The following is a 22,613-nucleotide window of genomic DNA, read 5'->3' as shown; positions in this document are numbered from 1 at the left end:
CGATTTAGTCGGTTCCTCAATGAATCGCGGCGGAAAATATCGGAGGTCGGCGGTCCGGCGTCGCGTAGAGTAGAGCATCGGCCGCGGCGCGGCCCCGCCCAGCGGCCCCGCCGGCCGCCGCGGACGGCTCGCCGCCATCACGCGGCCCGCCATTCCATACCGATTCCAGGAGACTCCGCATGCCGCACGGCGCCCCGCAGCTTCTCGCTCCCGCTTCCATCACCGTCGACCCGATCGTGCGCCTGTCGGCCGGCGAACTCGCGTCGGCGATCCGCGGCAAGGCGGTGTCGTGCGTCGAGACGATGCGCGCGTATCTCGATCACATCGAGCGCGTGAACGGCGCGGTGAACGCGATCATCTCGCTGCGCGATCGCGACACGCTGCTCGCCGAAGCCGCTGAAAAGGACGCCGCGCTCGCCCGCGGCGAGTATCACGGCTGGCTGCACGGGGTGCCGCAGGCGCCGAAGGATCTGGCGATGACGAAAGGGTTGCGGACTACGTACGGCTCGCCGATCTTCCGCGATAACGTGCCGCAGGCCGATTCGGTCGGCGCGGCGCGGATGCGGGCGGCGGGCGCGATCTTCATCGGCAAGACGAATACGCCCGAGTTCGGCCTGGGCTCGCACACGTTCAACGAACTGCATGGCGCGACGCGCAATCCGTACGATCTGACGAAGAGCGCGGGCGGCAGCAGCGGCGGCACGGCCGCGGCGCTCGCATCGCGGATGCTGCCTGTGGCCGACGGCAGCGACTTCGGCGGCTCGCTGCGCAATCCGGCGGCGTTCTGCAACATCTTCGGCTTCCGCCCGTCGCAGGGGCGCGTGCCGCGCTGGCCGGGCGTCGACGTGTACATGCAGCAGCTCGGCACCGAAGGGCCGATGGGCCGCACGGTCGGCGACGTCGCGCAGCTGCTCGCGATCCAGGCCGGCTACGACCCGAACGATCCGCTGTCGCTCGCCGAAGATCCGGCCGTGTTCGCGAACTCGCTCGACAAGGATCTGCGCGGCGAGCGCATCGCGTGGGTGGGCGACTGGAACGGCTATCTGGCGATCGAGCCGGGCGTGCTCGCGCAGTGCGAAAACGGCCTCGCGACGCTGCGCGAGATCGGCTGCGACGTCGATGCGGCGCTGCCGGCGTTCGCGCCCGAGCGGATCTGGCGGCTGTGGCTCGCGCACCGGCATCTGCTGTCGGGCGGCGGGCTGCTCGCGCATTATCGCGACCCGGCGCGGCGCGCGCTGCTGAAGCCGGAGGCGATCTACGAGGTCGAAGGGCTGCTCGCGATGCAGGCGGCCGACGCGTTCGACGCGAGCATCGAGCGCACCGCGTGGCATCAGGCGGTGCTGAGCTTCTTCGATCGCTACGACTTCATCGCGGCCCCGACCGCGCAGGTGTTCCCGTTCGACGTCGAGCAGCGCTGGCCGAAGACGATCGCGGGCCGCGCGATGGACACGTACCACCGCTGGATGGAAACGGTCGTCCCGTGGACGCTGGCCGGCTGCCCGGTAATCAGCGTGCCGGTCGGCTTCAACGATGCGGGGCTGCCGATGGGGATGCAGCTGATCGGACGGCCGCGCGCGGATCTCGCGGTGCTGCAACTCGCGCGCGGCTACGAGCAGGCGGCCGACTGGGTCGGGCGGCGGCTGCCGGACTGGATGGCGGCCTGACGCGCTACGACGGCGTTCCCGAAACCGGAAGGAACGATATTCACGCGCAACGCGAACGAATGTCGGCGCGTGCCTGATATCGCCCGGCAAACACGGAGGAATGCGCGCGGCCGCATGACGCGCAGGCGGAATTGCAAGCGGCCGCCGCACGCGATTTCGTTTCGATGTGTTTCAGTCGTTGCGGCGGCGCGCGACGCGCTTCGACAATATCGGCCTCGACATTTCAGGCACGAGGGAACACAGATGAAGCACATTCGCGCCACGGGCAAGCACTTCGCATCCGCGGGCATCGCATTCGGCATCCTGCTCGGCGTGAACGGCGCCGCGTATGCACAGCTCGACCTGCAGTCGATCGGATCGGCGCTGCTCGGCGGCGGCCAGCAACAGGCCGCGCCGTCGCAGGGCGGCGTCGCGCAACTGCTGCAGGCGTACGTCGGCGCGAACCAGCAGGTGCTGGCCGGCCAGTCGTCGCTCGCGTCGGCGATGGGGCTCACCGGCGCGGCCGGTCAGGCGCAGCAGGCCGCAAGCCTGCTCGGCGGCGGCAACGCGCTGACGCCGGCCGCGCTGTCGCAGATGGGCGGCGCGCAGCAGTCGGTGTCGCAGGCGCTCGGCCAGGCGTTCGCGAGCGGCGCCGCGACGCACGGCCCGATCGACAAGCAGGCGTTCAGCAACGGGCTCGCGTCGCTCGGACAGGGCCTCACGCAGTACTCGCAGCTGCAATCGGGCCTCGGCAGCCTCGGTTCGACGAGCGCCGCGTCGCTGCTGCAGGCCGGGCTGAATCCGCAGAGCATGCAGGCCGCGTCGTATATCGCGCAAAGCGCGCCGGGCCAGCTGCAGTCGCTGGCGTCGACGCTCAGCCAGGCCGTGCAGTTCGCGACGAGCCAGGGTATTGCGGTGCCGTCGGTCGCGTCGTCCGCGCTGAAGCTGCTGCCGTAACGCTGGCCAACCCGCGCGCGTTTGCGGTGCCGGCGGCGCGCGCGGCGTTCCGGGAGGGTCAGCAGGCGTCCAGCGCACGCCCGTTATCCGCACGTACAGACCCCAGGCAACATGGGGATTTCGCTCGATGCTATCGTGGCGTGTTTCCATCCCCGGTGCCGGTTCATGACTGATTCGCTCGACCTCCCGCGCTACTTCGCCCGCATCGGCTACGACGGCCCGGCCGAGCCGACGCTCGACGTGCTGCGCCGGCTGCATCTGCTGCACCCGCAGGCGATCCCGTTCGAAAACCTCACTCCGCTGACCGGCGCGCGCGTCGCGCTCGACCTGCCCGCGATCGTCGACAAGGTGATCGCGCACCGCCGCGGCGGCTACTGCTTCGAACTGAACAAGCTCTTCTACACCGCACTGACCACGATCGGCTTTCGCGTGACGCCGCTGATCGCACGCGTGCGCTGGATGCGCCCGCCCGAGGTCGTCACCGCGCAGACGCACATGCTGCTGCGCATCGACCTCGACGGCGCGGCGTGGCTCGCGGACATCGGCTTCGGCAGCGCGACGCTCACCGCGCCGCTGCGCTTCGTGCCGGGCGAGCGGCAACTGACGCCGCATGGCGCGTTTCGCGTCGTCGACGCGCCGGTCGACGGCGAGTTCGACATGCAGTTCGAGATCCCCGACGGCTGGCAGACGACTTACCGGTTTTCGCTGAAACCGGCCGAATGGATCGATTACGAAGCGGCGAACTGGTTCACGTCGACGTATCCGGAATCGATCTTCGTGAACGACCTGATCGCATGCCGCGTGCTGCCGGAAGGCCGCGCGGCGCTGTTCAACACCGTGCTGACGCTGCGCGATGCGGCGGGCGCCGGGCGCACCGTCGCGTTCGACGACGCGGCCGCGTGGGGCGCGTGCCTGCGCGACACGATCGGCATCGACACGACCGGCTTCGATCTCGACGCGCTGTTCGCACGGGTGGCCGCGCGGGCGAACACGATGTGACTGCGCGGTAAGCGGTGGTATGGCGGTGCGGCGCATGAACCGGCACCGCACGCCGCATGGCCGCTTCCGGTTCCTCAGTTGACTTTTACTATTTTGCTAGCATACTAGCCTCCATGACCGATGAAGAAGTGAAACAGTTCAACGTGTACCTGCCGCTGAGCCTGATCCGGCAGGTCAAGCATCGCGCGATCGAGACGGAGCAGTCGCTGTCCGCGCTCGTGGCCGACGCATTGCGCGCGTATCTGGCCGCTCCGCCACCCGCGGCCGGCCCGTCCACCAAGGAGGATTGACATGTCATCCGAGCGAATCGAAGCCGTGTACCTGACGACGCACAACTGGGGCAAGTCGGCGAAGTTCTTCCAGGCGCTGGGTTTCACGCTGGAATTCGAAACCGGTCACAACTCGGGCCAGTTGCGCAACGGCGACGGTCCGTTCCTGTTCATCGCCGAAGTGCCGGCGAGCGAGACGCCCGACATGCAGGTCGTGCTGAAGGTGCCCGACGAGCATGCGGTGCGGCCGCAGCCGATCGTCGACGTCGTCACGCCGTTCGAGGATACGCACTGGGGCACGCGCGACATGACCGTGCGCGATCCCGACGGCCGCGTGTGGCGCCTGCAGGCGCCGGGCAGGCCAGCCGCGTGAGGGCACGGCGATGACCGGCCAGCATCAGGATCAGGACGCGCCGGACAGCACCGCCGCGCGCGTCGCGCTGTGGCGCGCGCTGCACGTCGAACGCGATGCGCCGCCGCACGTGCTCGCCGACGAGGTCGGCCTGCGCCTGCTCGCGCCGGCACCCGGCTGGCAGCAGCGCGGCGACATGGATCCGCAGTTCACGCGGCCGTTTCGCGCGTCGATCGTCGCGCGGGGGCGCTTCATCGAGGATCTCGTCGTCGAGCAGGCCGCGCGCGGCGTGAGCCAGTACGTGATCCTCGGCGCGGGTCTCGACAGCTTCGTGCAGCGCCGGCCGGAGATGGCGTCGCGCGTGACCGTCTTCGAGGTCGACCAGCCGGCGCCGCAGGCGTGGAAACGCCGCCGGCTGACCGAACTCGGCTTCGGCGTGCCGGACTGGCTGCGGTTCGTGCCGGTCGATTTCGAAGCGAAGCAGTCGTGGCGCGATGCGCTCGTGCGCGCGGGCTTCGATGCGGGCAAGCCGGCAGTCGTCGTGTCGACCGGCGTCAGCATGTACCTGACGCGCGAAGCGAACGCGGCCACCTTGCGCGAAGTCGCGTCGCTCGCGCCGGGCTCGACGTTCGCGATGACGTTCCTGCTGCCGCTCGACCAGGCGGATCCGGACGTGCGCCCAGGGCTCGACATGGCCGCGAAGGGCGCGCGCGCGAGCGGCACGCCGTTCATCAGCTTCTTCATGCCGGCCGAGATCCGCGCGCTCGCGACGGAAGCGGGCTTCGCGCGGGCCGAGCACGTGTCGGCCGCGGATCTCACGCGCCGCTACTTCGCCGGCCGGACCGACGGCCTGCGGCCGCCGAACAATGCGGAAGAGCTGCTGGTCGCGACGGTGTGACGCCGCAGGCTGCCTGCACGCCCGTTGCGCCCGCCGCGACCGTTGACGTCGATCACGCGCGTTCGAGCACGGCCATTTCGCGTACGACGACGAGCAGCACCGCGAGGCTCGCGCCACCCGACGCGCGCAGATCCGCGAGCAGGTGCTCGTAACGTTGCAACGCCGCGTCGCGGCGCTCGCGCCACGCACCGACGATCGCATCGGGCGACGTCGAACCGGCCGATTCCGCAAGCGCGCTGGTCGCGAGCGTGCGCTTGAGCCGCGCGACTTCCGCGAGCGCGGCCGCGCGCGCCAGCATGTCCCAGTGCGTCGGCGTCGGCAGTGACGCCGCGCGTTCGCCGATCCAGCCGTAGTTCAGCAGCGTGCCGAGCGAGAAGTAGACGCCCGCGACCAGTTCGAGACTGCGGTCGCAGGTCGCCGCCACTTCCGCGATGTCGAGCAGCGCGGCCGAGATGTCGCCGCTCGCGACGCGCGCCGCGAGCGCGCCGTCGACGCCGGCGTCGGTCAGCACGCGCTGCCGCTCGGACAATGCGTCGAGATCGCTCGCCGGCAGCAGCGACGGCAATTGCGGCGCGATGCGCTCGACCGCGTCGCGGCAGCGCGCGATCAGGCCGGCGACGCCGCCGTCGGCTACCGCGCCCGACTGCAGATGACGCAGGAACCACAGCGCCGCGCGCTCCAGCAGCCGCGCGACGTCGACGAACATGCGCGCCTGCACGTCGTCGGCGACACGGTTGTCGAGCGCGTCGATGTCGCGCCACACCGCATCGAGATCGAACACGTCGCGCGCCATGATGCATGCGCGCACGATGTCGCCCGGTTTCGCGTCGGTTTCCTCCATCAGCCGGTGCACGAAAGCGCAGCCGACCCGGTTCACGAGCGCATTGGTCAGATGCGTCGCGAGAATCTCGCGGCGCAGCGGGTGGCGCTGCATCGGTTCGCTGAAGCGCTGTTGCAGCGGCTTCGGGAAATAGTCGACCAGCATCGCGGCGACGAGCGGATCCTCGGGGACGTCGGATTCGAGCAGCGCGTCGTACAGCCACATCTTGCTGTACGCGAGCAGCACCGCGCGTTCCGGCGACGTGAGGCCCTGTTTCGCGGCTTGCCGTTCGGCGATCTCGTCATCGGTCGGCAGGAACTCGATCACGCGGTTCAGCCGGCCCGCGCGTTCGAGCCAGCGCATCAGGCGCGCCTCCGCGTCGAGCAGCTCGACGCTGTAGCGGCCCGCGATCGACAGCGCCTGCGTCTGGTAGTAGTTGTCGCGCAGCACGAGCAGCCCGACTTCGTCGGTCATTTCCGCGAGCAGTGCATTGCGCTGCTTCTCGGTCATCTCGCCGTCGCCGACGACGAGCCCGAGCAGGATCTTGATGTTGACTTCGTGATCCGAACAATCGACGCCCGCCGAGTTGTCGATCGCATCGGTGTTGATGCGCCCGCCGCGCTGCGCGAACTCGATGCGGCCGAATTGCGTGCAGCCGAGGTTGCCGCCTTCGCCGACGACCTTGCAACGCAGGTCCGCGCCGTTCACGCGTACCGCGTCGTTCGCGCGGTCGCCGACTTGCTGGTGGGTTTCGTGCGTCGCTTTCACGTAGGTGCCGATCCCGCCGTTGTACAGCAGGTCGACCGGCGCCTGCAGGATCGCGCGGATCAGCTCGGTCGGCGGCAGCGCATGCGCGTCGATGCCGAGTGCGGCCTGCACGGCCGGCGACAGCGGGATCGTTTTCGCGGTGCGCGGGTAGACGCCGCCGCCTGCCGAGATCACCGACGTATCGTAGTCGGCCCAGCTCGAGCGTTCGAGCGCGAACATCCGCTGGCGCTCCGCGAAGCTCGCCGCCGGGTCGGGGTTCGGATCGAGGAACACGTGCCGGTGATCGAACGCGGCGACGAGCCGGATATGCGGCGACAGCAGCATCCCGTTGCCGAACACGTCGCCCGACATGTCGCCGATGCCGACCACGGTGAAGTCGGTCGTCTGCGTATCGACGCCCATCTCGCGGAAGTGCCGCTTCACCGATTCCCATGCGCCGCGCGCGGTGATCGCCATCTTCTTGTGGTCGTAGCCGACCGAGCCGCCGGACGCGAACGCGTCGTCGAGCCAGAAGCCGTATTCGTGCGAGATCGCGTTCGCGTAGTCGGAGAAGGTGGCCGTGCCCTTGTCGGCCGCGACGACGAGATACGGATCGTCGGCGTCGTGCCGTACCACGTCCGGCGGCGGCACGATCGCGTTGCCGGCGAGATTGTCGGTCAGGTCGAGCAGCCCGCGCAGGAACGTCTGGTAGCACGCGACGCCTTCGCGCATCCACGCTTCGCGATCGCTCGGCGGCGGTGGGTTCTTCACGACGAAGCCGCCTTTCGAGCCGACGGGCACGATCACGACGTTCTTCACCATCTGCGCCTTCATCAGCCCGAGCACCTCGGTGCGGAAATCCTCGCGGCGGTCGGACCAGCGCAGCCCGCCGCGCGCGACGCGTCCGCCGCGCAAATGCACGCCCTCGACGCGCGGCGAGTACACCCAGATCTCGAACATCGGTTTCGGTTCGGGCAGGCCGGGCACCTTCGCCGGATTGAACTTGAACGACAGGTACGGCTTCGATTCGCCGCTCGCATCGTGCAGGAAGTAGTTGGTGCGCACGGTCGCGTTGATCACGCCGAGGAACTGGCGCAGGATCCGGTCCTCGTCGAGATTCGGCACCTGGTCGAGCGCCGTCTCGATCGCCTTCAGCAGGCGTTCGGCCTGCACGTCGCGCGTGCCGCCCGAGCCGCCCGCGGCGGGGTCGAAGCGCAGCAGGAACAGTTCGACGAGCTGCCGCGCGATTGCCGGGTTGCCGGTCAGCGCGCGCTCGATGTACGCGTCGCTGAACGTCGAGCCGACCTGCCGAAGGTATTTCGCATACGCGCGCAGGATCGTCACTTCGCGTGCGCTCAGCTGTGCGCGCAGCACGAGGCGGTTGAAATCGTCGTTCTCGATGCGCCCGCTCCAGATCCGGTCGAACGCATCCTCGAACAGCCCCTTCACGCGCTCGATGTCGAATTCGGCGTCGTCGGCGAGCTCGAGGCCGAAGTCGTGCACCCACGCGGGCAGCGCATCCTGGGTCTGGATCCGGTACGGCCGCTCCTCGTCGACGCGCACGCCGAGATGTTCGAGCATCGGCAAGCTGCGCGACAGCGCGATCGGCTCGCCCGCGCGATACACCTTGAAGCGGAACGCGCGCGGCCCGGCCTCGATCGGGCGGTACAGGTTCATCGCGAGCTGGCCCGACGCCTTCACGCGCTCGATCAGCTCGATGTCGCGCACGGCCGTGCGCGCCGGATAGTCGTCTCGGTAGCCGGCCGGGAAGGAGTCCGCATAGCGCTGCAGCAGGCGGTTGCCTTGCTCTTCGCCGAACGCGTCGAGCAGCGCGTCGGCGAGATCGTCCTGCCAGCGGCGCGTGACCTGCACGAGCCGCGTTTCCAGTTCGCGCGTGTCGACGTCGGGCATCGTGCCCGGTTCCGCATGGACGACGAAATGAATCCGCGCGATCGCCGATTCCGACAGCAGCGGCGTGAATTCGACGTTCACGCCGTTGTACGCATCGACGAGCAGCTTCGCGATGCGGCGGCGCAGGTCGGTGTTGTACTTGTCGCGGGGCACGAACACGAGGCACGACACGAAGCGGTCGAAGCGGTCGCGCCGCACGAACAGGCGCGTGCGCTGGTGTTCCTGCAGGCGCAGGATGCCGAGCGCGATGTCGTAGAGCTGGTCTTCGTCGGCCTGGAACAGTTCGTCGCGCGGATAGGTTTCGAGCACCGTCACGAGCGACTTGCCGAGATGCCCCTTCGGCAGGAAGCCCGCCCGCCGCACAATGTTCGCGCACTTGCGCCGCACGATCGGGATCTCGGCGCTCGACACCATATACGCGGTGGACGTGTAGAGCCCGATGAAGCGGCGCTCGCCGATCACCTTGCCGTCCGCGCCGACGAGCTTCACGCCGACGTAGTCGAGATAGCCCGGCCTATGCACGGTCGCGCGCGAGTTCGCCTTGGTGAGGAAGATCGGCCAGGGGCCGGTGATGATCTCGGCCGCGGCTGGCGGTAGCGGCGTCACGTCCGGCGCGCCGGGCGGGCGCAGCGCTTCGCGCAGCAGCCCGCAGCCGGAGCCTTCGACGCCGCGCAGCGCGAAGCCGGCGCCGTCCGATACCAGCGAGTAGTCGCGCTGGCCGAGGAACGTGAAGTGATCGGCGACCATCCATTCGAGGAACGCGCGCGCCTCGAGGTCTTCCGCGGTCGATTCGCGGGCTTTCATGTCCTTGATCGTCGCGCGTGCGATGTCGACGATCTTCGGCCAGTCCTCGACCGATGCGCGCACGTCGCGCAGCACGCGGGCGATGTCGTCGCGCAGCGTGTCGAGCAGCGCGGCGTCGCCGCAGCGGTCGACTTCGAAATGGATGAACGACGCGAGCTGCGACTGGCCGTCGCCGGGCGTCGCGCCGCCGGCGTCGACGCGTTCGATCCCGCCGTTGCCGCCGCGCCAGATGCGGAACACCGGGTGCAGCGCCGAGTGCAGCGCGAGCCCGAGGCGGTTCACCGCCATCGTCACCGAGTCGACGAGGAACGGCATGTCGTCGTTGACGATCTCGATCACCGTGTGGTCCGAGTGCCAGCCGTGCTGTTCGAGGATCGGGTTGTACACGCGCAGCCGCTCGCTGCCGGGCACGAACTTCTGCGCGGTCTGCCAGTGCGCCATCGCGGCGCCGTACAGATCGGCGATGCTGCGGTTCTGCAGATCGTCGGCGTTGACGAAATCGTAGTAATGATGCAGGAACGGTTCGACGATCCGGAACGTGGCTTCGGGCAGGCGGGCACGTGCGAATTCGACGACATCGGAGAGCAGGTGTGCGACGACTTCCTCGTTCTTCGCTTCCATGGCGGTCTCCTGGGCGGGTGGCCATTGGCTGCTGCGGCGTGTGTCCGGCATTATGCGCCGAATGATGCGCCGATTGCGTAACCGCGCGATGTGCGGGCGCACAACGGCGCGGTGCGAAGCGGAAGCGTGCAACGGGCGTGCGCAACGGGTTTTCCCGGCGTTGTGCGCGGGTCAAGCGAGGTCGGGCGGCCTCAGGTCGGGATGCCGCGCGTAGAGCGGATTCATGAAGTCGAGCAGCATCGTGGTCAGCAGTTGCGACACGAATTCGCGATACGCGAGGAATTCAGAATCGGGACACGATGCTTTGACTGTCGGCAGCGAGCGATCCAATTCGGCTCCCATTTTCAGGATCATGTCGTTCAGCATACTCGCGATTCCGGTGGGCAAAGTCATTGCAGAGCATTTCGCCCGGCACATTGCTCGCCATTGGGCACACGCGGAGGAGCGTCGGGGCTCTGGCCTCGTGTTAAGTGCGCTTGATCTGGCTTCGGAGTCGATAAAAATGAAGTTCGTCTACTGCGGACCATTTTCCCGGACGGATTGCGTTTCGTACCTGATGGCTAGGTCGGTAGGGTTTCGCAACATTTCGGGGTACGTTTTTTACGGCCGGATAGGCCCACTGGTCGTTGACGATGAGCTCCCGAAACTGGCGTTCGAGAGGGAAATCAATGAGAGCAACAGCGCAGCGAAATAAGATTCGAGCGTCATGGTTTTCATGGCGTCCACCTGCAATGACGAGTTGAAGATCGGCATGGACTCGATTGCCGGGAGTCGTTGCTGGCGTTCGCACCACTAGTGGCGATCAGCTGGCTGGATATTTCAAAATCTGATGTAGGGAATTGGGTTGGCCATACAGTTTATGTTCAGAAAAATCCGAATGTTCCTGTGAGTGGAGAAGCTCATCGACGCCAGGTTGATTGGCAGCAGCAATATATCGGGATAGTTGTTCTCATTAGCGAATTCGATTTGCCGCTGCCGATTTTTGAGAGAAAAAGCTGATATCCGGCAGCGTGCGTCCGCCGGCTGAACGCACGCAGAACCCGGGGCGTTCGTCAGCGCGACGCCAGGTTGATTGGCAGCAGCAATATATCGGGATAGTTGTTCTCATTAGCGAATTCGATTTGCCGCTGCCGATTTTTGAGAGAAAAAGCTGATATCCGGCAGCGTGCGTCCGCCGGCTGAACGCACGCAGAACCCGGGGCGTTCGTCAGCGTTCGTCGCTCCACAGCTTGCCGGCCGTCGCCCAGTTCTCCTTCTTCACGTCGGCGAGAATAATGTCGACCGAGCCCGGTTCGCAGCCGAGCGTCTCGCACGTGACACGCGTGATGGCTTCGACGAACGCGCGCTTCTGTTCGACCGTGCGGCCTTCGAACAACTGGATATTGAAAGTCGGCATGACTGGATGCTCCGATGGTTGAGTGACGGAAATTCGTACGGATGTGCGAGCGGCGTCAGTCGCGATACGTCGGATCGATCCGGTCGAGGCGGCGCAGCAGCGCCGGCCATTCCAGTTCGCCCTCGATCGCGCCGCCGTCGCGCAATTGTTCGGCGGTACGGTCTGCAACGGCCGGATCGGGCAGCACGAGCGGCCCGCCGCCTGCTTGCGCGCGCACCTGGATGTCGCACGCCTTGATCAGCGTATCCATCAGCACATACGCTTCGGCGACCGTCCGGCCGACCGTCAGCGTGCCGTGGTTGCGCAGCAGCATCGCCGATCTCGCGCCGAGGCTTGCGGTCAGGCGCGCGCCTTCGGCCGGCGAGAACGCGAGCGCCTCGTAGTCGTGATACGCGAGATCGCCGTGAAACCGCAACGCGTGCTGCGACGCGGGCAGCAGCCCATCGCGCTGGATCGATACGGCGATGCCGGCCGTATTGTGCAGATGCATCACGCAGACGGCGTCCGGCCGCGCGGCATGTACGGCCGCATGCAGCGCGAAGCCGGTCACGTTGACGGCGTGTACGCTGTCGCCGATCCGGTTGCCGGCGAGATCGATCTTCACGAGATTCGATGCACGAACCTCGTCGAACGTGAGGCCGAACGGATTGATCAGGAAATGGCCGGGCTCGCCGGGCACCGTCGCGGACAGATGCGTGTAGATCAGGTCGTCCCAGCCATTCAGCGCGACGAGGCGATAGGCGGCGGCGAGATCGACGCGCAGGCGGCGCTCGGCGTCCGAGATCGGGCCGCCGGGCTTCGCGGTGTCAGGACGGTGTGCGAATGACGACATCGGGTTCTCCGAGGGTGAGGCGGCGCGCGACGGCCACCGTGATCCACGACGCGAGTGCGAATGGCGCGGTGAAGGCGACGATGCCCGCCTCCATCGCGAGCCACTGGATCAGCGCGGCCAGTGCGGCGGCCGCAAGCGCGGCACGCGCGCCGCGCGACATCAGCGCGAGCGCGGCGAGTGCGCCGTTGAAGCCGAGCAGGCCGTTGGCGAATGCGGTGCCGCTCGCGCCGAGCGCGATCAGCAATATGGTCGACACGATCGCGCCGCCGAGCGCGAATGCGGCCGCGCGGCGGGATGAGATCGCGATGCCGGCGACGATCAGCACGCCGGCCCACGCGCCTTGCGCGAAGGCGGTTTGGGCGACGCCCGATAGTAGCGCCGCGGCGAACGTTTCGGCCGAGAACGTTGCGCCCGGCGCGGTGCCATTTGCGTGCTGCATCGCGACAAACGGCAGCCACGATGCGGTGGCTGCGACGCACGGGCTCGAATACGGGCACTGGCGCCATTTTGCGAGCGGGGCGCGCATCGCGCGCTGCACGAGGGCGGCGGCGGTCGCGGCGAGCGGCACCAGCAAGAGCGCGGCCGGCGGGGTGGGGGCAAACAGCACGGCCACCAGCGCGGCGAGCGCGCCGTTGAAACCGTGCAGCCCTTGCTCGACGTCGCGGCGCTGCGCGCCGGTCAGCACCGCGGTCAGGTTGGCGGCGGCCGCGCCGACGAGCGCCGCGCACGCGAGCCGCATGTCCGTCAGCGCGAGAGCCGCCACCAGCATCGCGCCGGTGAACGCGTTCGCCTGCAGCACGATCTGTCCGATGCTGCGCAGCAGGATGCGCAGATCGATCGACGGCGAGGTGGGGCGGGCGTCAGGCATGGCGGTGGCGGAACAGGTTGAGCCGCGAGCATAGGACACTCCGCGATGCACCGGGATAGGGAATTCTGGATAGTCGGAATTTGTGGCGGATGCCCCAACTTGAGGCGCGGAGAGGCCGAATGCGCGTATTCGGGATGTTTTCTTGGCGTTTTCGCGAGGTTTTGGCGATTCGTTGCCCCATTCGCATCGTCGCTATTGTTTTTCGCGTGCCCGCCGCCTGGCCGACGGTGGCATTCCGGATCGTCAGGATTTGTGTGACGATGCCCCGACGTACGGTAAAGGAGACGGGACGATGCACGAACTGCGCTGGACGTCGCTCGAGGGCGACGGAATCGAACATCTGACGTTCGACCGGAGCGAATCCGGCATCGTCGTCGAAAGCGCCGTGGTGGGTCAGCGGTACGGCCGCGCGTACGGACTCGCATACCGGGTCGAGTGCGACCCGCAGTGGCGGGTGAAGTACGCGGTGCTCAAGGTGATGGGCGGCGGCACGCTCGAACTGCACGGCGACCGAGCCGGGCACTGGCGCGACGGCTCAGGCCGCGCACTGCGCGAACTGGACGGCTGCGTCGACATCGACATCGCGGCGACGCCGTTCACGAATTCGCTGCCGATCGGCCGCCTCGGCCTCGCGCGCGGCGAGCGCCGGCCGATCGACGTCGCGTACATCTCGACGCCCGACCTCACCGTCACGCCGGTCAAGCAGGCGTATGCGTGCATCGAGCCCGGCCGCCGCTATCGCTACGAAGGCATCTTCCGGAATTTCACGGCGGAGATGGACATCGACGCGGATGGCCTCGTGATCGACTACGAAACGCTGTTCAAGCGCCTGCCGCCGCTGCGCTGAACGGCCGCTCGCGTTCCCGCGAGCGCCAGCGTCGCAGGAGCCGCCGGCGCGGCTGCGCCCGCGAGCCTTTCATGCGCGGCCGCGAACCGGTCGATCCGCGCCGCGATCAGCTCCGGATTCCGCATCACGACCCAGTGCGCGCCATCGATTTCCTCGCGCACGTGCTCGCCGAGCCAGCGGTCGAGTCCGACCGACATCTCGGGCGTCACGTAGCGATCGCGCACCGGCACCAGGATCTGCACCGGCGCCTGCGCATACCGTTCGCGCGGCTTGCTCGCCCGCGCGATGAAATTCGCGCGGTAAAGCTGCAGCCCGTTCAGCGCGTTCTTCAGCTGTGCGGGGTCGCGCTCGGGCCGCACGCGTTCGGTCAGTTGCAGCCAGCGCGGCCACAGCGCGGCGGCGCCGAGCCGCCAGACCAGCGACGGCACGACCGGCAAATGGAAGAACGCGATGTACCACGACTTCAGGCTCTGCCTGAGCCGCATCTTCGCGCGGAACACGTGATCGAGGCACGGTCCCGAGATCGACGTATACGACGCGATGCGGCCGCGGAATGCGGGATCGGTCACGGCTTCCCAGCACTGGATCGATCCCCAGTCGTGGCCGACCAGATGAAACGGACGGTGGCCGCAGGTGGCGTCGGCGACGGCCTTCAGGTCGCCAGCGAGCCGTTCGAGCGTGTAGTCGGCGCGGCGGCGCGGCGCATCGGACGCGCCGGCGCCGCGCACGTCATACGCGATCACGCGGTAGCGCTTCGCGAGCCGCGCGCGCACCGGCGCCCACACGGCGGCCGAATCGGGATAGCCATGCACGAGAATCAGCGGCGGCGCGCGCCGCGGGCCGCTGACATAAACGGCGAGTTTCACGTCGCCGGAGCGGACGGTCAGCATCTCGTGTGCGCCCGCCATCGCGTCACGCTTGCGCAACCGGATGCAGCGGCACGCGGCGCGGAGCGGCCTGCGCCGCGTAACGCGCGTTGGTCGCGTCGATGTTCGCGAGCAGCGTGTCGAGCCCCTGCAGGTACTGATGGTTGTCGTGGTCCCACGGATGGAAGCCCGGCCGGAAATAGTCGAGCCATTCGCGCGCGATGCTCGGAAACACGCCGGTCCTCGGGCTGTACAGATACTTCACGAGGCGCCACATGCCGCCGAACCGGCCGTGCTTGCGACGGTGCGCCAGCATCAGCCGCACGTGGAAGTCGAACACGATCGTCCAGAACATCGCAGTCGTCAGCAGCATCGTGCCGGTGCGCAACAGGTAGCTGCCGAGGCCGGGCTTCATCACGACGTTCCATACGTCGTACGACACCGCCTTGTGCTCGGTTTCCTCCATCGCATGCCACATCCACATCTGCTGATAGCCTTCGACCGACCCGTCGATCCGGTGCTCGTGGCCCGACAGCAGCTGGTTCGCGAGGATTGCCGTGTAGTGCTCGAGCGCGATCGTGATCGCGAGCTGCATCGAATGCGGCAGCGTCTTCTTGAAGAAGCCCAGGATCGTCCACAGCCGCTTGTCCAGCTTGTGCGCGGGCAGGCCGGCCGATTGCAGCAGGTCGTTGTACTCGATGTGCTCGCGCGTGTGCATCGCTTCCTGGCCGATGAAGCCGAGCACCTGCTTCTTCAGTTCCGGATCCTCGATGCGGTCGCGATAGTTGCGCACCGAATCCATGAAGAAGCGCTCGCCGGCCGGAAACAGCAGCGAAAGCGCGTTCATGAAGTGCGTGACCGGCACGCCCTGCACGTGCCAGTCCTTCGCGCGTTCGGGCGGCAGCGCGAAACGGATGTCGCGCCGCACGGGCATCATGTGCGGTGTCGTCATGATTGTTCTCCCTGATTGCCTGCGTTGTTGTACGTTGCGTGCAGCGGCGCCGCGGCCGGCGCGCCGTGGCGGGCGGCCGCGCGGCGGGCCTTCGCGGCCTCGCGGCGCGTCGCGAGCACGACGAGCGCCTGGTACGCGGCCGGCAGCACGCGCGCCATCCAGTCGAGGGCCTTCGCGTCGCGGCCGATCAGCACGCGGCGCCTGTTCTTGCGCACGCCGGCGAGGATCGTGCGCGCGGCGTCGTCGGCGGTCGTGATGAAGAACTTCTCGAAGCTGTCCTTGCCTTGCTGTTCGCTCTCGCAGATGAAGCCGATCACGTTCTTCGCGACACGGCTCGACTGCGCGATGTTCGTGCGGATGCCGCCCGGATGCACGCAGGTGGCCGATACGCCGCACTTCATCATGTCGAGTTCCTGGCGCAGCGATTCGGTGAAGCCGCGCACCGCGAACTTGGTCGCGTTGTAGCCGCTCATGCCCGGCTGCGCGAAGATCCCGAAGATGCTCGACGTGTTGATCACGTGGCCGTCGCCCGATGCCTTCAGGTGCGGCAGGAACGCCTTCGTCCCGTGCACGACGCCCCAGAAGTTGATGTTCACGATCCACTCGAGATCGTCGTAGTCCATTCCTTCGATCGTGCTCGACAGCGCGACGCCCGCGTTGTTGAAGATCAGGTTGACCTTGCCGTGCTCCGTCGCCGTGTCGTCGGCCCACGCGAACATCGCGTCCCGGTTGCCGACGTCGAGCACGCGCGTCGTGACGCGCACCTTCGGCGCGAGCGCGCGCACGATGCGTTCGGTTTCGGCGAGGCCGACGCCGTTCTTGTCGGCGAGCGACACGTGGCAGCCGGCCTGCGCGAGCTGCACCGCGAGCGAGCGGCCCATGCCCGAGCCTGCGCCCGTGATCGCGGCGACCTTGTTGGCGAAATCTCTCATGTCGATGGCTCCTTGTCTGGCTCAGGCCGCTTCGGCCGAACGCGTCGGGGATGCGGCAGCAGTGGGCGCGGCGACGGGCCGAGCGCTGGCGTCGTGGTGCGGCGCGCGATACGCGTGGTAGTCGACGATCGAGAAGTGCGCGGTGGCCTGGCGGAAGCGCCACGTGAAGCCCGGCCACAGCGTCGTGTTCTTGCCGGTGCGCGGATCGAGATACCAGCTCTTGCAGCCGCCCGTCGACCAGATCGCCTTCTTGAGCTTGCGCTGCAGGTCGTTGTTGTACTGCGCCTCGACGAGCGGGCGCACCTCGATCGCATCCGCGCGTTCGCGGCGCATCGCCTGCAGCGCGCCGAGGATGTATTCGATCTGCGACTCGATCATGAACACCATCGAGTTGTGGCCGAGGCCCGTGTTCGGACCGACGATCATGAAGAAATTCGGGTAGCCGGGCAGCGTCGTGCCGAGATACGCGTGCGCGCCGTCGCGCCACGCATCGACGATGTCGAGCCCGCCGCGGCCGATGATCGCGCCGCGCGGATACGGATCGGCGACCTGGAAGCCCGTGCCGTAGATCACGCAGTCGACTTCGTGGCGGCGGCCGTCGGTCGTCACGACCGCGTCGGCTTCGATATGGTCGATGCCGGCCGTGATCACGTCGACGTTCTTGCGCGACAGCGCCGGGTAGTAGTCGTTCGAGATCAGCACGCGCTTGCAGCCGAGCGTGTAGTTCGGCGTGACGACCTCGCGCAGCGCCGGATCGGGAACCTGCTTGCGGATATGACGCAGTGCGAGCTTCTGCACGTTCTTCATCAGCGACGGGTGGATCGCGAAGCCGAGTACGCGCGATTCGAGCATCCAGTAGATGCCGCTGCGCACCGCTTTCTGCGTGAACGGCAGCGTGCGGAACAGCCATTTCTCGAAGCGCGTGAGGTTGCGGTCGGGCTTCGGCATGATCCACGGCGGCGTGCGCTGGAACAGCGCGAGCGACTTCACGCGCGGCGCGATCTGCGGCACGAACTGGATCGCGCTCGCGCCGGTGCCGATCACCGCGACGCGCTTGCCGTCGAGCGGGTAGTCGTGATCCCACTGCTGCGAATGGAACGCACGGCCCTTGAAGGTCTCGACGCCGGGGATCGCAGGCAACGCGGCGCGCGACAGGCCGCCCATCCCCGACACCAGCACGCGCGCCGACAGCCGCTTGCCGTTCGCGAACGTGAGCCGCCAGCGTTGCGCGGCGTCGTCGTATTCGGCGCGCTGCAGTTCGTGGTTCAGGCGCAGATGCGGCCCGACGCCGAAGCGCTGCACGCAGTCTTCCAGATACGCACGGATTTCCGGTTGCGGCGCGAACATGCGCGTCCAGCGCGGGTTCGGCGCGAACGAGAACGAATAGACGTGCGATTGCACGTCGCATGCACACCCGGGGTAATGGTTGTCGCGCCACGTGCCGCCGACCGACGCGGCCTTCTCGAGGACGACGAAGTCGGTGACGCCGGTCTGCAGCAGGCGGATGGCCATCCCGAGCCCGGCGAAGCCGGTGCCGATGATGGCGATGTCGATGATTTCGTCCGGGCCGTCATCGCCGGGCGGGCCGAAAGGCAACGTGCGAGCATTCATCCGGGTGTCTCCGATTTGGCTCATTTTTGAATGTTACATTGACTGATGTAACGATAGAGGGTGAGCCGGGAAACCGCAAGCGCCTAGAAGCGGTGCTCTAACGGCTGGAAGCCGCGCCGGAAAAGGCTGAGCGGGGTTTGGAACGCCACTCTTTCCGCATTGCGGGATGCGCTGAAACGGCCGCCGGAAGGGCGTGGGACGAAGGCGATCGGTCCGCCGGCGCGCGACGGTCCGTTTGAAACACCATCAACGACCGATGCAGCGGGCCGCCGTCTCATGGAAAACCCCGGCGACGATCGTGACCTGCGCGAGCGCGTAGAGGCTCCAGATCAGATAGTCGATGCCGGGAAAGCCGCCGAGAAAGCGGCCGACGCCGATCAGCGTGTCGGAGCCGACGAAGATCAGGCTGCCGGCGGCGATGAGCGGGCCGCGCGTGCGGGCCGCGAGCGCGAAGCTCGCCATCGCGCATAGCACGAGCATGTAGACGGCGACGGGCACGAGCAACTCGCCGAGGTGCGGAAGGAACGCCGCATAGAACGCCGGTGCGGCGAGCCACAGCCCGATCAGCGCGACGATGCGCCAGCCATGCGGCCGCGAGCGCCAGCGGAAGAAGATCGCGCAATAGCACAGGTGCGTGAGCAGGAATGCACCGAGACCGAGCACGAACGATAGCGGCCAGTCGGGCAGCGCGAGCAGCACGTCGCCGAGCACGGCCGTCGTGAGCGCCGCGCACAGCCACGCGCGTTCGCGCGGCGCCGCGCAAGTGCTGCCGGCCGCGAGCAGCAGAACGCCCATCGCGGCCTTCGCGGCAGCCTGGCCGGGATAGGGCGCGGCGGCGAGCGACAGTCCATACAGCAGCGCGGCGGCGGCGGCGAGCGGCCAGAGCCGGCGGTAGGTGGCGGGAAGCGTGACGGTCAACGCGGGTCTCCGGATCGTTGTTGTCTGCGGTGGACGGTGCGCCGGCGGGGCGCGGCGTGCAGGCCCTTGTCCGGCAGAGCAGGGCGGGAAAAGCGACGTCGCGCGTCCGCCCGCGCGACGCCTGCGCGGCGAAGCTACGCTCAACCGTGCGGGGGGGCGGCCTCGGGATCCATCCACATCACTTCCCAGATGTGTCCGTCCGGATCCTCGAAGCTGCGGCCGTACATGAAGCCGAAGTCCTGTACGGGCGTCGGATCTGCGCGGCCGCCGGCACCGCTCGCGCTGTCGACCAGACTCGATACCTCGTCGCGGCTTTCGGCCGACAGGCACAGCAGCACCTGCGCGCCCGCATGCGCATCGACGATCGGCTTGCTGGTGAACTGACGCCACTTGTCGTGCGTGAGCAGCATCGCGAAGATCGTATCGGAGAACACCATGCACGCCGCGGTGTCATCGCTGAATCCGGGATTGTTGACTGCTCCGACTGCCTCGTAGAACGCCTTCGAACGCTTCAGGTCGGTCACCGGCAGGTTGACGAAGATCTTCTTGCTCATCGTTTTGTCCTTTGCGTGTCGCGGCGGCACGATTGCCGCCACTATCCCTGTCGACGGGCGGGGACCGACGAAATCGACACGCGCCGCAAAAATTTTTCGGCGAGCCGCTCGCAGCGCAAATCAGGCCGCGAGCGTCCGCACGATTTCGTCGAAGCGGCATGCCGCCAGCGTGCGGGGGTTACGTTCCGGCCAAACGCTGCCGGTCCGCTTCACGTTGCCCGTGATCCCCGCAAGAACGCAAAAAGGCCGACGGGGCGCTGCCCGCCGGCCTTGTCGAACGAGTGCGACCGCGCGTTACTTCGCCGCGAGCGCGTTCGCGACACGCTTGTCGATCCACGCGTTCTCGGCCACGTTCAGCTTTCGCGGAATCAGGTTCGCGGTGTAAAACGCATCGGCCACCCGTTGCTGAACCGCGACGATCTGCTCGTCGACCGGCACCGCGCCGAACGGCACGCGCTTGATCCACGTTTCGACGAGCGGCAGCGGCAGACCGACCTTCGGTGCGATCAGCGCGGCCGTTTCGGTCGGATGCCCGTTGACCCACAGGCCCGTCTCGCGCAACTGCTTCACGATCGCGCCGACCACGTCGGCGTGCTGCTCGGCGAACCCGCGGGTCGCCTCGTAGAAATTGTTCGCGGGCGTGAGGCCCGAGTAGTCGGACAGCGTGCGGATCTTCAGCGAATTCTGCGCGGCCGCGTAATACGGATCCCAGACGGCCCACGCGTCGACGTTGCCGCTCTCGAACGCGGCGCGCGCGTCCGCTGGCGGCAGGTAGACGGGGCGGATTTCGTCGTAGCGCACGCCCGCTTTCTTCAGCGCTTCGAGCAGCAGGTAGTTCGCGCTCGAGCCCTTCTGCAGCGCGACCTTCTTGCCGCGCAGGTCGGACAGCGAGCGGATCGGCGAATCGGCCTTCACGAAGATCGCTTCGTTGTGCGGCGACGGCGGTTCCGCGGCGACGTACACGAATCGTACGCCGGCCGCCTGCGCGAAGACCGGCGGCGGCGCGCCCGTGTAGCCGAAGTCGATGCTGTTCGCGTTCAGCGCCTCGAGCAGTTGCGGGCCCGCCGGGAATTCGAACCACTGGACGTCGTAGCCGAGCGGCTTGAGCCGCGCCTCGAGCGCTCCTTGTGTCTTGAGCACCGCCAGCAGGCCGGCTTTCTGGTAGCCGATGCGTACGAGCTTGTCCGGGCTGCTCTGCGCGAAGGCCGAGGTGGCGGCGACGGCGACGAGCGCCGTCGCGGCAACGCGGGTGATCCAGCGGGGAAAACGAATCATCGAACGGACTCCATGCGAAATGTCTTCGGAGAGCGGCCGGCGCCGCTCGGTTGGAAGAATCGTCGCATGGGCGCTCAGGCCCGCAAACGAAGCATTGCCGATATGAATATGACGGCCGCGATCCTATGGTTTGTCGCCGTTGCCCGGTGTATCGGGCGCACCGGTCTGGCGCGCGGCTTCGTCACTGAGTTTCTTGTCGAGGATCGTCGCGACGCGGCCGCCGAGATACGCGCTCGCCGCATTCTCGAGCGCGCGGTTCGTCTCGCCTTCGACGAACACGGCCGCGAGCGGGCGCAGCCGCCAGATCGCATCGACGAGCGCGGGCACGTCGGTAACGGGCGGCAGCGAGCCTTCGTCGTAACGGTCAAGCCGCTTCACGACGAGATCGACGAGCAGCCGCGCGATCGCGTCGAAGTGCGGCCGCGCGAGGCTGATCACGTCGAGCAGTTCGCGCGGCGGAATGCCTTCCTTCGTCATCGCGGCCGCCGCTTCGAGCAGCGCGGGGCTTTTCGCGACGAACGACAGCCCGTGCCGCTCCAGCAGCCCGAGTTCGGTCACGCGCGACAGTTGCGACGCCGTCTGCGGGCCGAACATCTGCGCGAGCGCGGCGAGCGAATAGGTCTTCGGCCGTTCGTGCGACCAGCGGCCGCCGATCGCGGTTTCCAGCCCGAGGATCGAGCGCAGGTCATGGCCTTCGTCGATCGCCTTGATCAAATCCTGGATGTTCGACAGCGTGTAGCCGCGCGCGAGCAGGTGATTGATCAGCTTCAGGCGTGCGACGTGCGTGTCGTCGTAGATGCCGACGCGTCCGCGCTTCTCGGGCGGCGCGAGGAGCCCGCGATCCTGGTATGCGCGGACGTTGCGTACGGTCGTGTCGGACACGCGCGCGAGCTCGTCGACCGTGTACTCGTTGCGGGATTCCGCTGCGGCCTCGTCTGGCATGGTTCGAGTCTGTTTTGACATGCGGGCATTCTAGCGCGACGCGACAGGCGGGGGCGACGCGGGGAGCGTGCGCGCGCCGTCGCCGAGTGCGCGCTGCATCAGCGCGGTATCGATCCAGCGGCCGTGCTTGAAACCGACCGCTTTCAGCACGCCGGCCGGCTCGAATCCGAACGCGGCGTGCAGCGACGTCGACCCGCCGGTGCCGCCGTCGGCGATCACCGCGATCATCTGCCGCCACGGGCCGGCCTCGCACCGTGCGATCAGCGCCGCGAGCAGCGCGCGGCCGATGCCGCGGCCGCGCTGCGCATCGTCGATGTAGATCGAATCCTCGACCGTGTGGCGGTACGCGCTGCGCGTGCGATACGCCGTGGCATACGCGTACCCGGCCACGCGGCCGTCGCACTCGGCGACGAGATACGGGAGTCCGTCGCGCAGCACCGCGGCGCGGCGGGCGCGCAGTTCGTCGACGTCGGGCGGTATCTCCTCGAATGACGCGACGCTGTGGCGCACGTGGTGCGCGTAGATCGCGTGAATGGCGTCGAGGTCGGCATCGGTCGCGTCGCGGACGACGCAGTCGGAAGCGGCAGGCATGGCGGCAG

The 22,613-nt window shown here is 67.7% G+C and carries 22 protein-coding genes; 8 read left to right on the top strand and 14 right to left on the bottom strand.

All coding sequences use genetic code 11. The features are described from left to right. The first annotated feature begins 179 nt into the window (after window positions 1–179). The 6 genes from BSE24067_RS02050 to BSE24067_RS02025 all read left to right on the top strand — a co-directional run bounded on the left by BSE24067_RS02050 (window position 180) and on the right by BSE24067_RS02025 (window position 5,118). Window positions 180–1,664, top strand: coding sequence for an amidase (locus tag BSE24067_RS02050; protein ID WP_151063634.1), 1,485 nt, complete (start codon window positions 180–182; stop codon window positions 1,662–1,664). A gap of 243 nt (window positions 1,665–1,907) precedes the next feature. Next, window positions 1,908–2,600: a hypothetical protein gene (locus tag BSE24067_RS02045; protein WP_151063650.1), complete on the top strand. Its 693-nt coding sequence runs from the start codon at window positions 1,908–1,910 to the stop codon at window positions 2,598–2,600. Window positions 2,601–2,765: 165 nt separating this feature from the next. Next, window positions 2,766–3,599: an arylamine N-acetyltransferase family protein gene (locus BSE24067_RS02040; protein ID WP_151063635.1), complete on the top strand. Its 834-nt coding sequence runs from the start codon at window positions 2,766–2,768 to the stop codon at window positions 3,597–3,599. A gap of 113 nt (window positions 3,600–3,712) precedes the next feature. Beyond that, entirely contained in the window at window positions 3,713–3,889 is a 177-nt protein-coding gene (locus tag BSE24067_RS02035) for a ribbon-helix-helix protein, CopG family (RefSeq protein ID WP_151063636.1), read from the top strand. Between the two features lies 1 nt (window position 3,890). Next, the gene (locus tag BSE24067_RS02030; RefSeq protein WP_151063637.1) at window positions 3,891–4,241 is read left to right on the top strand and encodes a VOC family protein; all 351 of its coding nucleotides are present in this window, start codon (window positions 3,891–3,893) and stop codon (window positions 4,239–4,241) included. 10 nt (window positions 4,242–4,251) lie between these two features. Further along, entirely contained in the window at window positions 4,252–5,118 is an 867-nt protein-coding gene (locus BSE24067_RS02025; protein WP_151063638.1) for a class I SAM-dependent methyltransferase, read from the top strand. A 52-nt stretch (window positions 5,119–5,170) separates the two neighbouring features. Here BSE24067_RS02025 and BSE24067_RS02020 read toward each other — a convergent pair whose 3' ends face one another. Next, complete coding sequence (locus BSE24067_RS02020) at window positions 5,171–10,021, bottom strand: NAD-glutamate dehydrogenase (protein WP_151063639.1); 4,851 nt, start codon at window positions 10,019–10,021, stop codon at window positions 5,171–5,173. 171 nt (window positions 10,022–10,192) lie between these two features. Then, window positions 10,193–10,414, bottom strand: coding sequence for a hypothetical protein (locus BSE24067_RS02015; RefSeq protein ID WP_151063640.1), 222 nt, complete (start codon window positions 10,412–10,414; stop codon window positions 10,193–10,195). 381 nt (window positions 10,415–10,795) lie between these two features. Here BSE24067_RS02015 and BSE24067_RS02010 point away from each other — a divergent pair, with 381 nt between their 5' ends. Further along, window positions 10,796–11,020, top strand: a complete 225-nt coding sequence (locus BSE24067_RS02010) for a hypothetical protein (RefSeq protein ID WP_151063641.1) — start codon at window positions 10,796–10,798, stop codon at window positions 11,018–11,020. A 208-nt stretch (window positions 11,021–11,228) separates the two neighbouring features. On the opposite strand, the gene BSE24067_RS02005 is transcribed toward BSE24067_RS02010, so the two are convergent. The 3 genes from BSE24067_RS02005 to BSE24067_RS01995 are packed head-to-tail and all read right to left on the bottom strand — an operon-like array spanning window position 11,229 to window position 13,117. After that, a complete protein-coding gene (locus BSE24067_RS02005; RefSeq protein WP_151063642.1) occupies window positions 11,229–11,417 on the bottom strand; it encodes a 4-oxalocrotonate tautomerase in 189 nt (62 codons plus the stop codon). Window positions 11,418–11,472: 55 nt separating this feature from the next. Beyond that, a complete protein-coding gene (locus BSE24067_RS02000; protein ID WP_151063643.1) occupies window positions 11,473–12,249 on the bottom strand; it encodes a class II aldolase/adducin family protein in 777 nt (258 codons plus the stop codon). Then, window positions 12,224–13,117, bottom strand: a complete 894-nt coding sequence (locus BSE24067_RS01995) for an urea transporter (protein WP_151063644.1) — start codon at window positions 13,115–13,117, stop codon at window positions 12,224–12,226. The genes BSE24067_RS02000 and BSE24067_RS01995 overlap by 26 nt, the downstream gene beginning before the upstream one ends. 292 nt (window positions 13,118–13,409) lie before the next feature. On the opposite strand from BSE24067_RS01995, the gene BSE24067_RS01990 reads away from it, so the two are divergent. Beyond that, window positions 13,410–13,964, top strand: a complete 555-nt coding sequence (locus BSE24067_RS01990; RefSeq protein WP_151063645.1) for a putative glycolipid-binding domain-containing protein — start codon at window positions 13,410–13,412, stop codon at window positions 13,962–13,964. Here the strand turns inward: BSE24067_RS01990 and BSE24067_RS01985 are convergent. The 9 genes from BSE24067_RS01985 to BSE24067_RS01945 form a co-directional block, all read right to left on the bottom strand. After that, window positions 13,925–14,872 (bottom strand): alpha/beta fold hydrolase, encoded by a 948-nt coding sequence (locus BSE24067_RS01985; protein WP_151063646.1) that lies wholly within the window; start codon window positions 14,870–14,872, stop codon window positions 13,925–13,927. The genes BSE24067_RS01990 and BSE24067_RS01985 overlap by 40 nt on opposite strands. A 4-nt stretch (window positions 14,873–14,876) precedes the next feature. After that, on the bottom strand, window positions 14,877–15,782 hold the full coding sequence (locus BSE24067_RS01980) for a metal-dependent hydrolase (RefSeq protein WP_151063647.1): 906 nt from the start codon (window positions 15,780–15,782) through the stop codon (window positions 14,877–14,879). Beyond that, the gene (locus BSE24067_RS01975; RefSeq protein ID WP_174904681.1) at window positions 15,779–16,714 is read right to left on the bottom strand and encodes an SDR family NAD(P)-dependent oxidoreductase; all 936 of its coding nucleotides are present in this window, start codon (window positions 16,712–16,714) and stop codon (window positions 15,779–15,781) included. Before BSE24067_RS01975 ends, BSE24067_RS01980 begins: the two co-directional genes overlap by 4 nt. Before the next feature lie 21 nt (window positions 16,715–16,735). Then, window positions 16,736–18,325: a flavin-containing monooxygenase gene (locus BSE24067_RS01970; protein WP_151065312.1), complete on the bottom strand. Its 1,590-nt coding sequence runs from the start codon at window positions 18,323–18,325 to the stop codon at window positions 16,736–16,738. A 246-nt stretch (window positions 18,326–18,571) separates the two neighbouring features. After that, a complete protein-coding gene (locus BSE24067_RS01965; RefSeq protein WP_151065311.1) occupies window positions 18,572–19,243 on the bottom strand; it encodes a lysoplasmalogenase in 672 nt (223 codons plus the stop codon). Between the two features lie 140 nt (window positions 19,244–19,383). Then, complete coding sequence (locus BSE24067_RS01960; protein WP_151065310.1) at window positions 19,384–19,797, bottom strand: VOC family protein; 414 nt, start codon at window positions 19,795–19,797, stop codon at window positions 19,384–19,386. A 294-nt stretch (window positions 19,798–20,091) separates the two neighbouring features. Next, entirely contained in the window at window positions 20,092–21,072 is a 981-nt protein-coding gene (locus BSE24067_RS01955) for a sulfonate ABC transporter substrate-binding protein (RefSeq protein ID WP_151065309.1), read from the bottom strand. 123 nt (window positions 21,073–21,195) lie between these two features. Continuing rightward, window positions 21,196–22,035 (bottom strand): MerR family transcriptional regulator, encoded by an 840-nt coding sequence (locus BSE24067_RS01950; protein ID WP_151065308.1) that lies wholly within the window; start codon window positions 22,033–22,035, stop codon window positions 21,196–21,198. Between the two features lie 9 nt (window positions 22,036–22,044). Continuing rightward, the gene (locus tag BSE24067_RS01945) at window positions 22,045–22,605 is read right to left on the bottom strand and encodes a GNAT family N-acetyltransferase (RefSeq protein ID WP_151065307.1); all 561 of its coding nucleotides are present in this window, start codon (window positions 22,603–22,605) and stop codon (window positions 22,045–22,047) included. Window positions 22,606–22,613 lie beyond the last annotated feature (8 nt).

It is taken from the genome of Burkholderia latens (assembly GCF_902499045.1).
Classification (GTDB): Bacteria; Pseudomonadota; Gammaproteobacteria; order Burkholderiales; family Burkholderiaceae; genus Burkholderia; species Burkholderia latens.
This window is presented reverse-complemented; position numbering and strand designations above follow the sequence as displayed.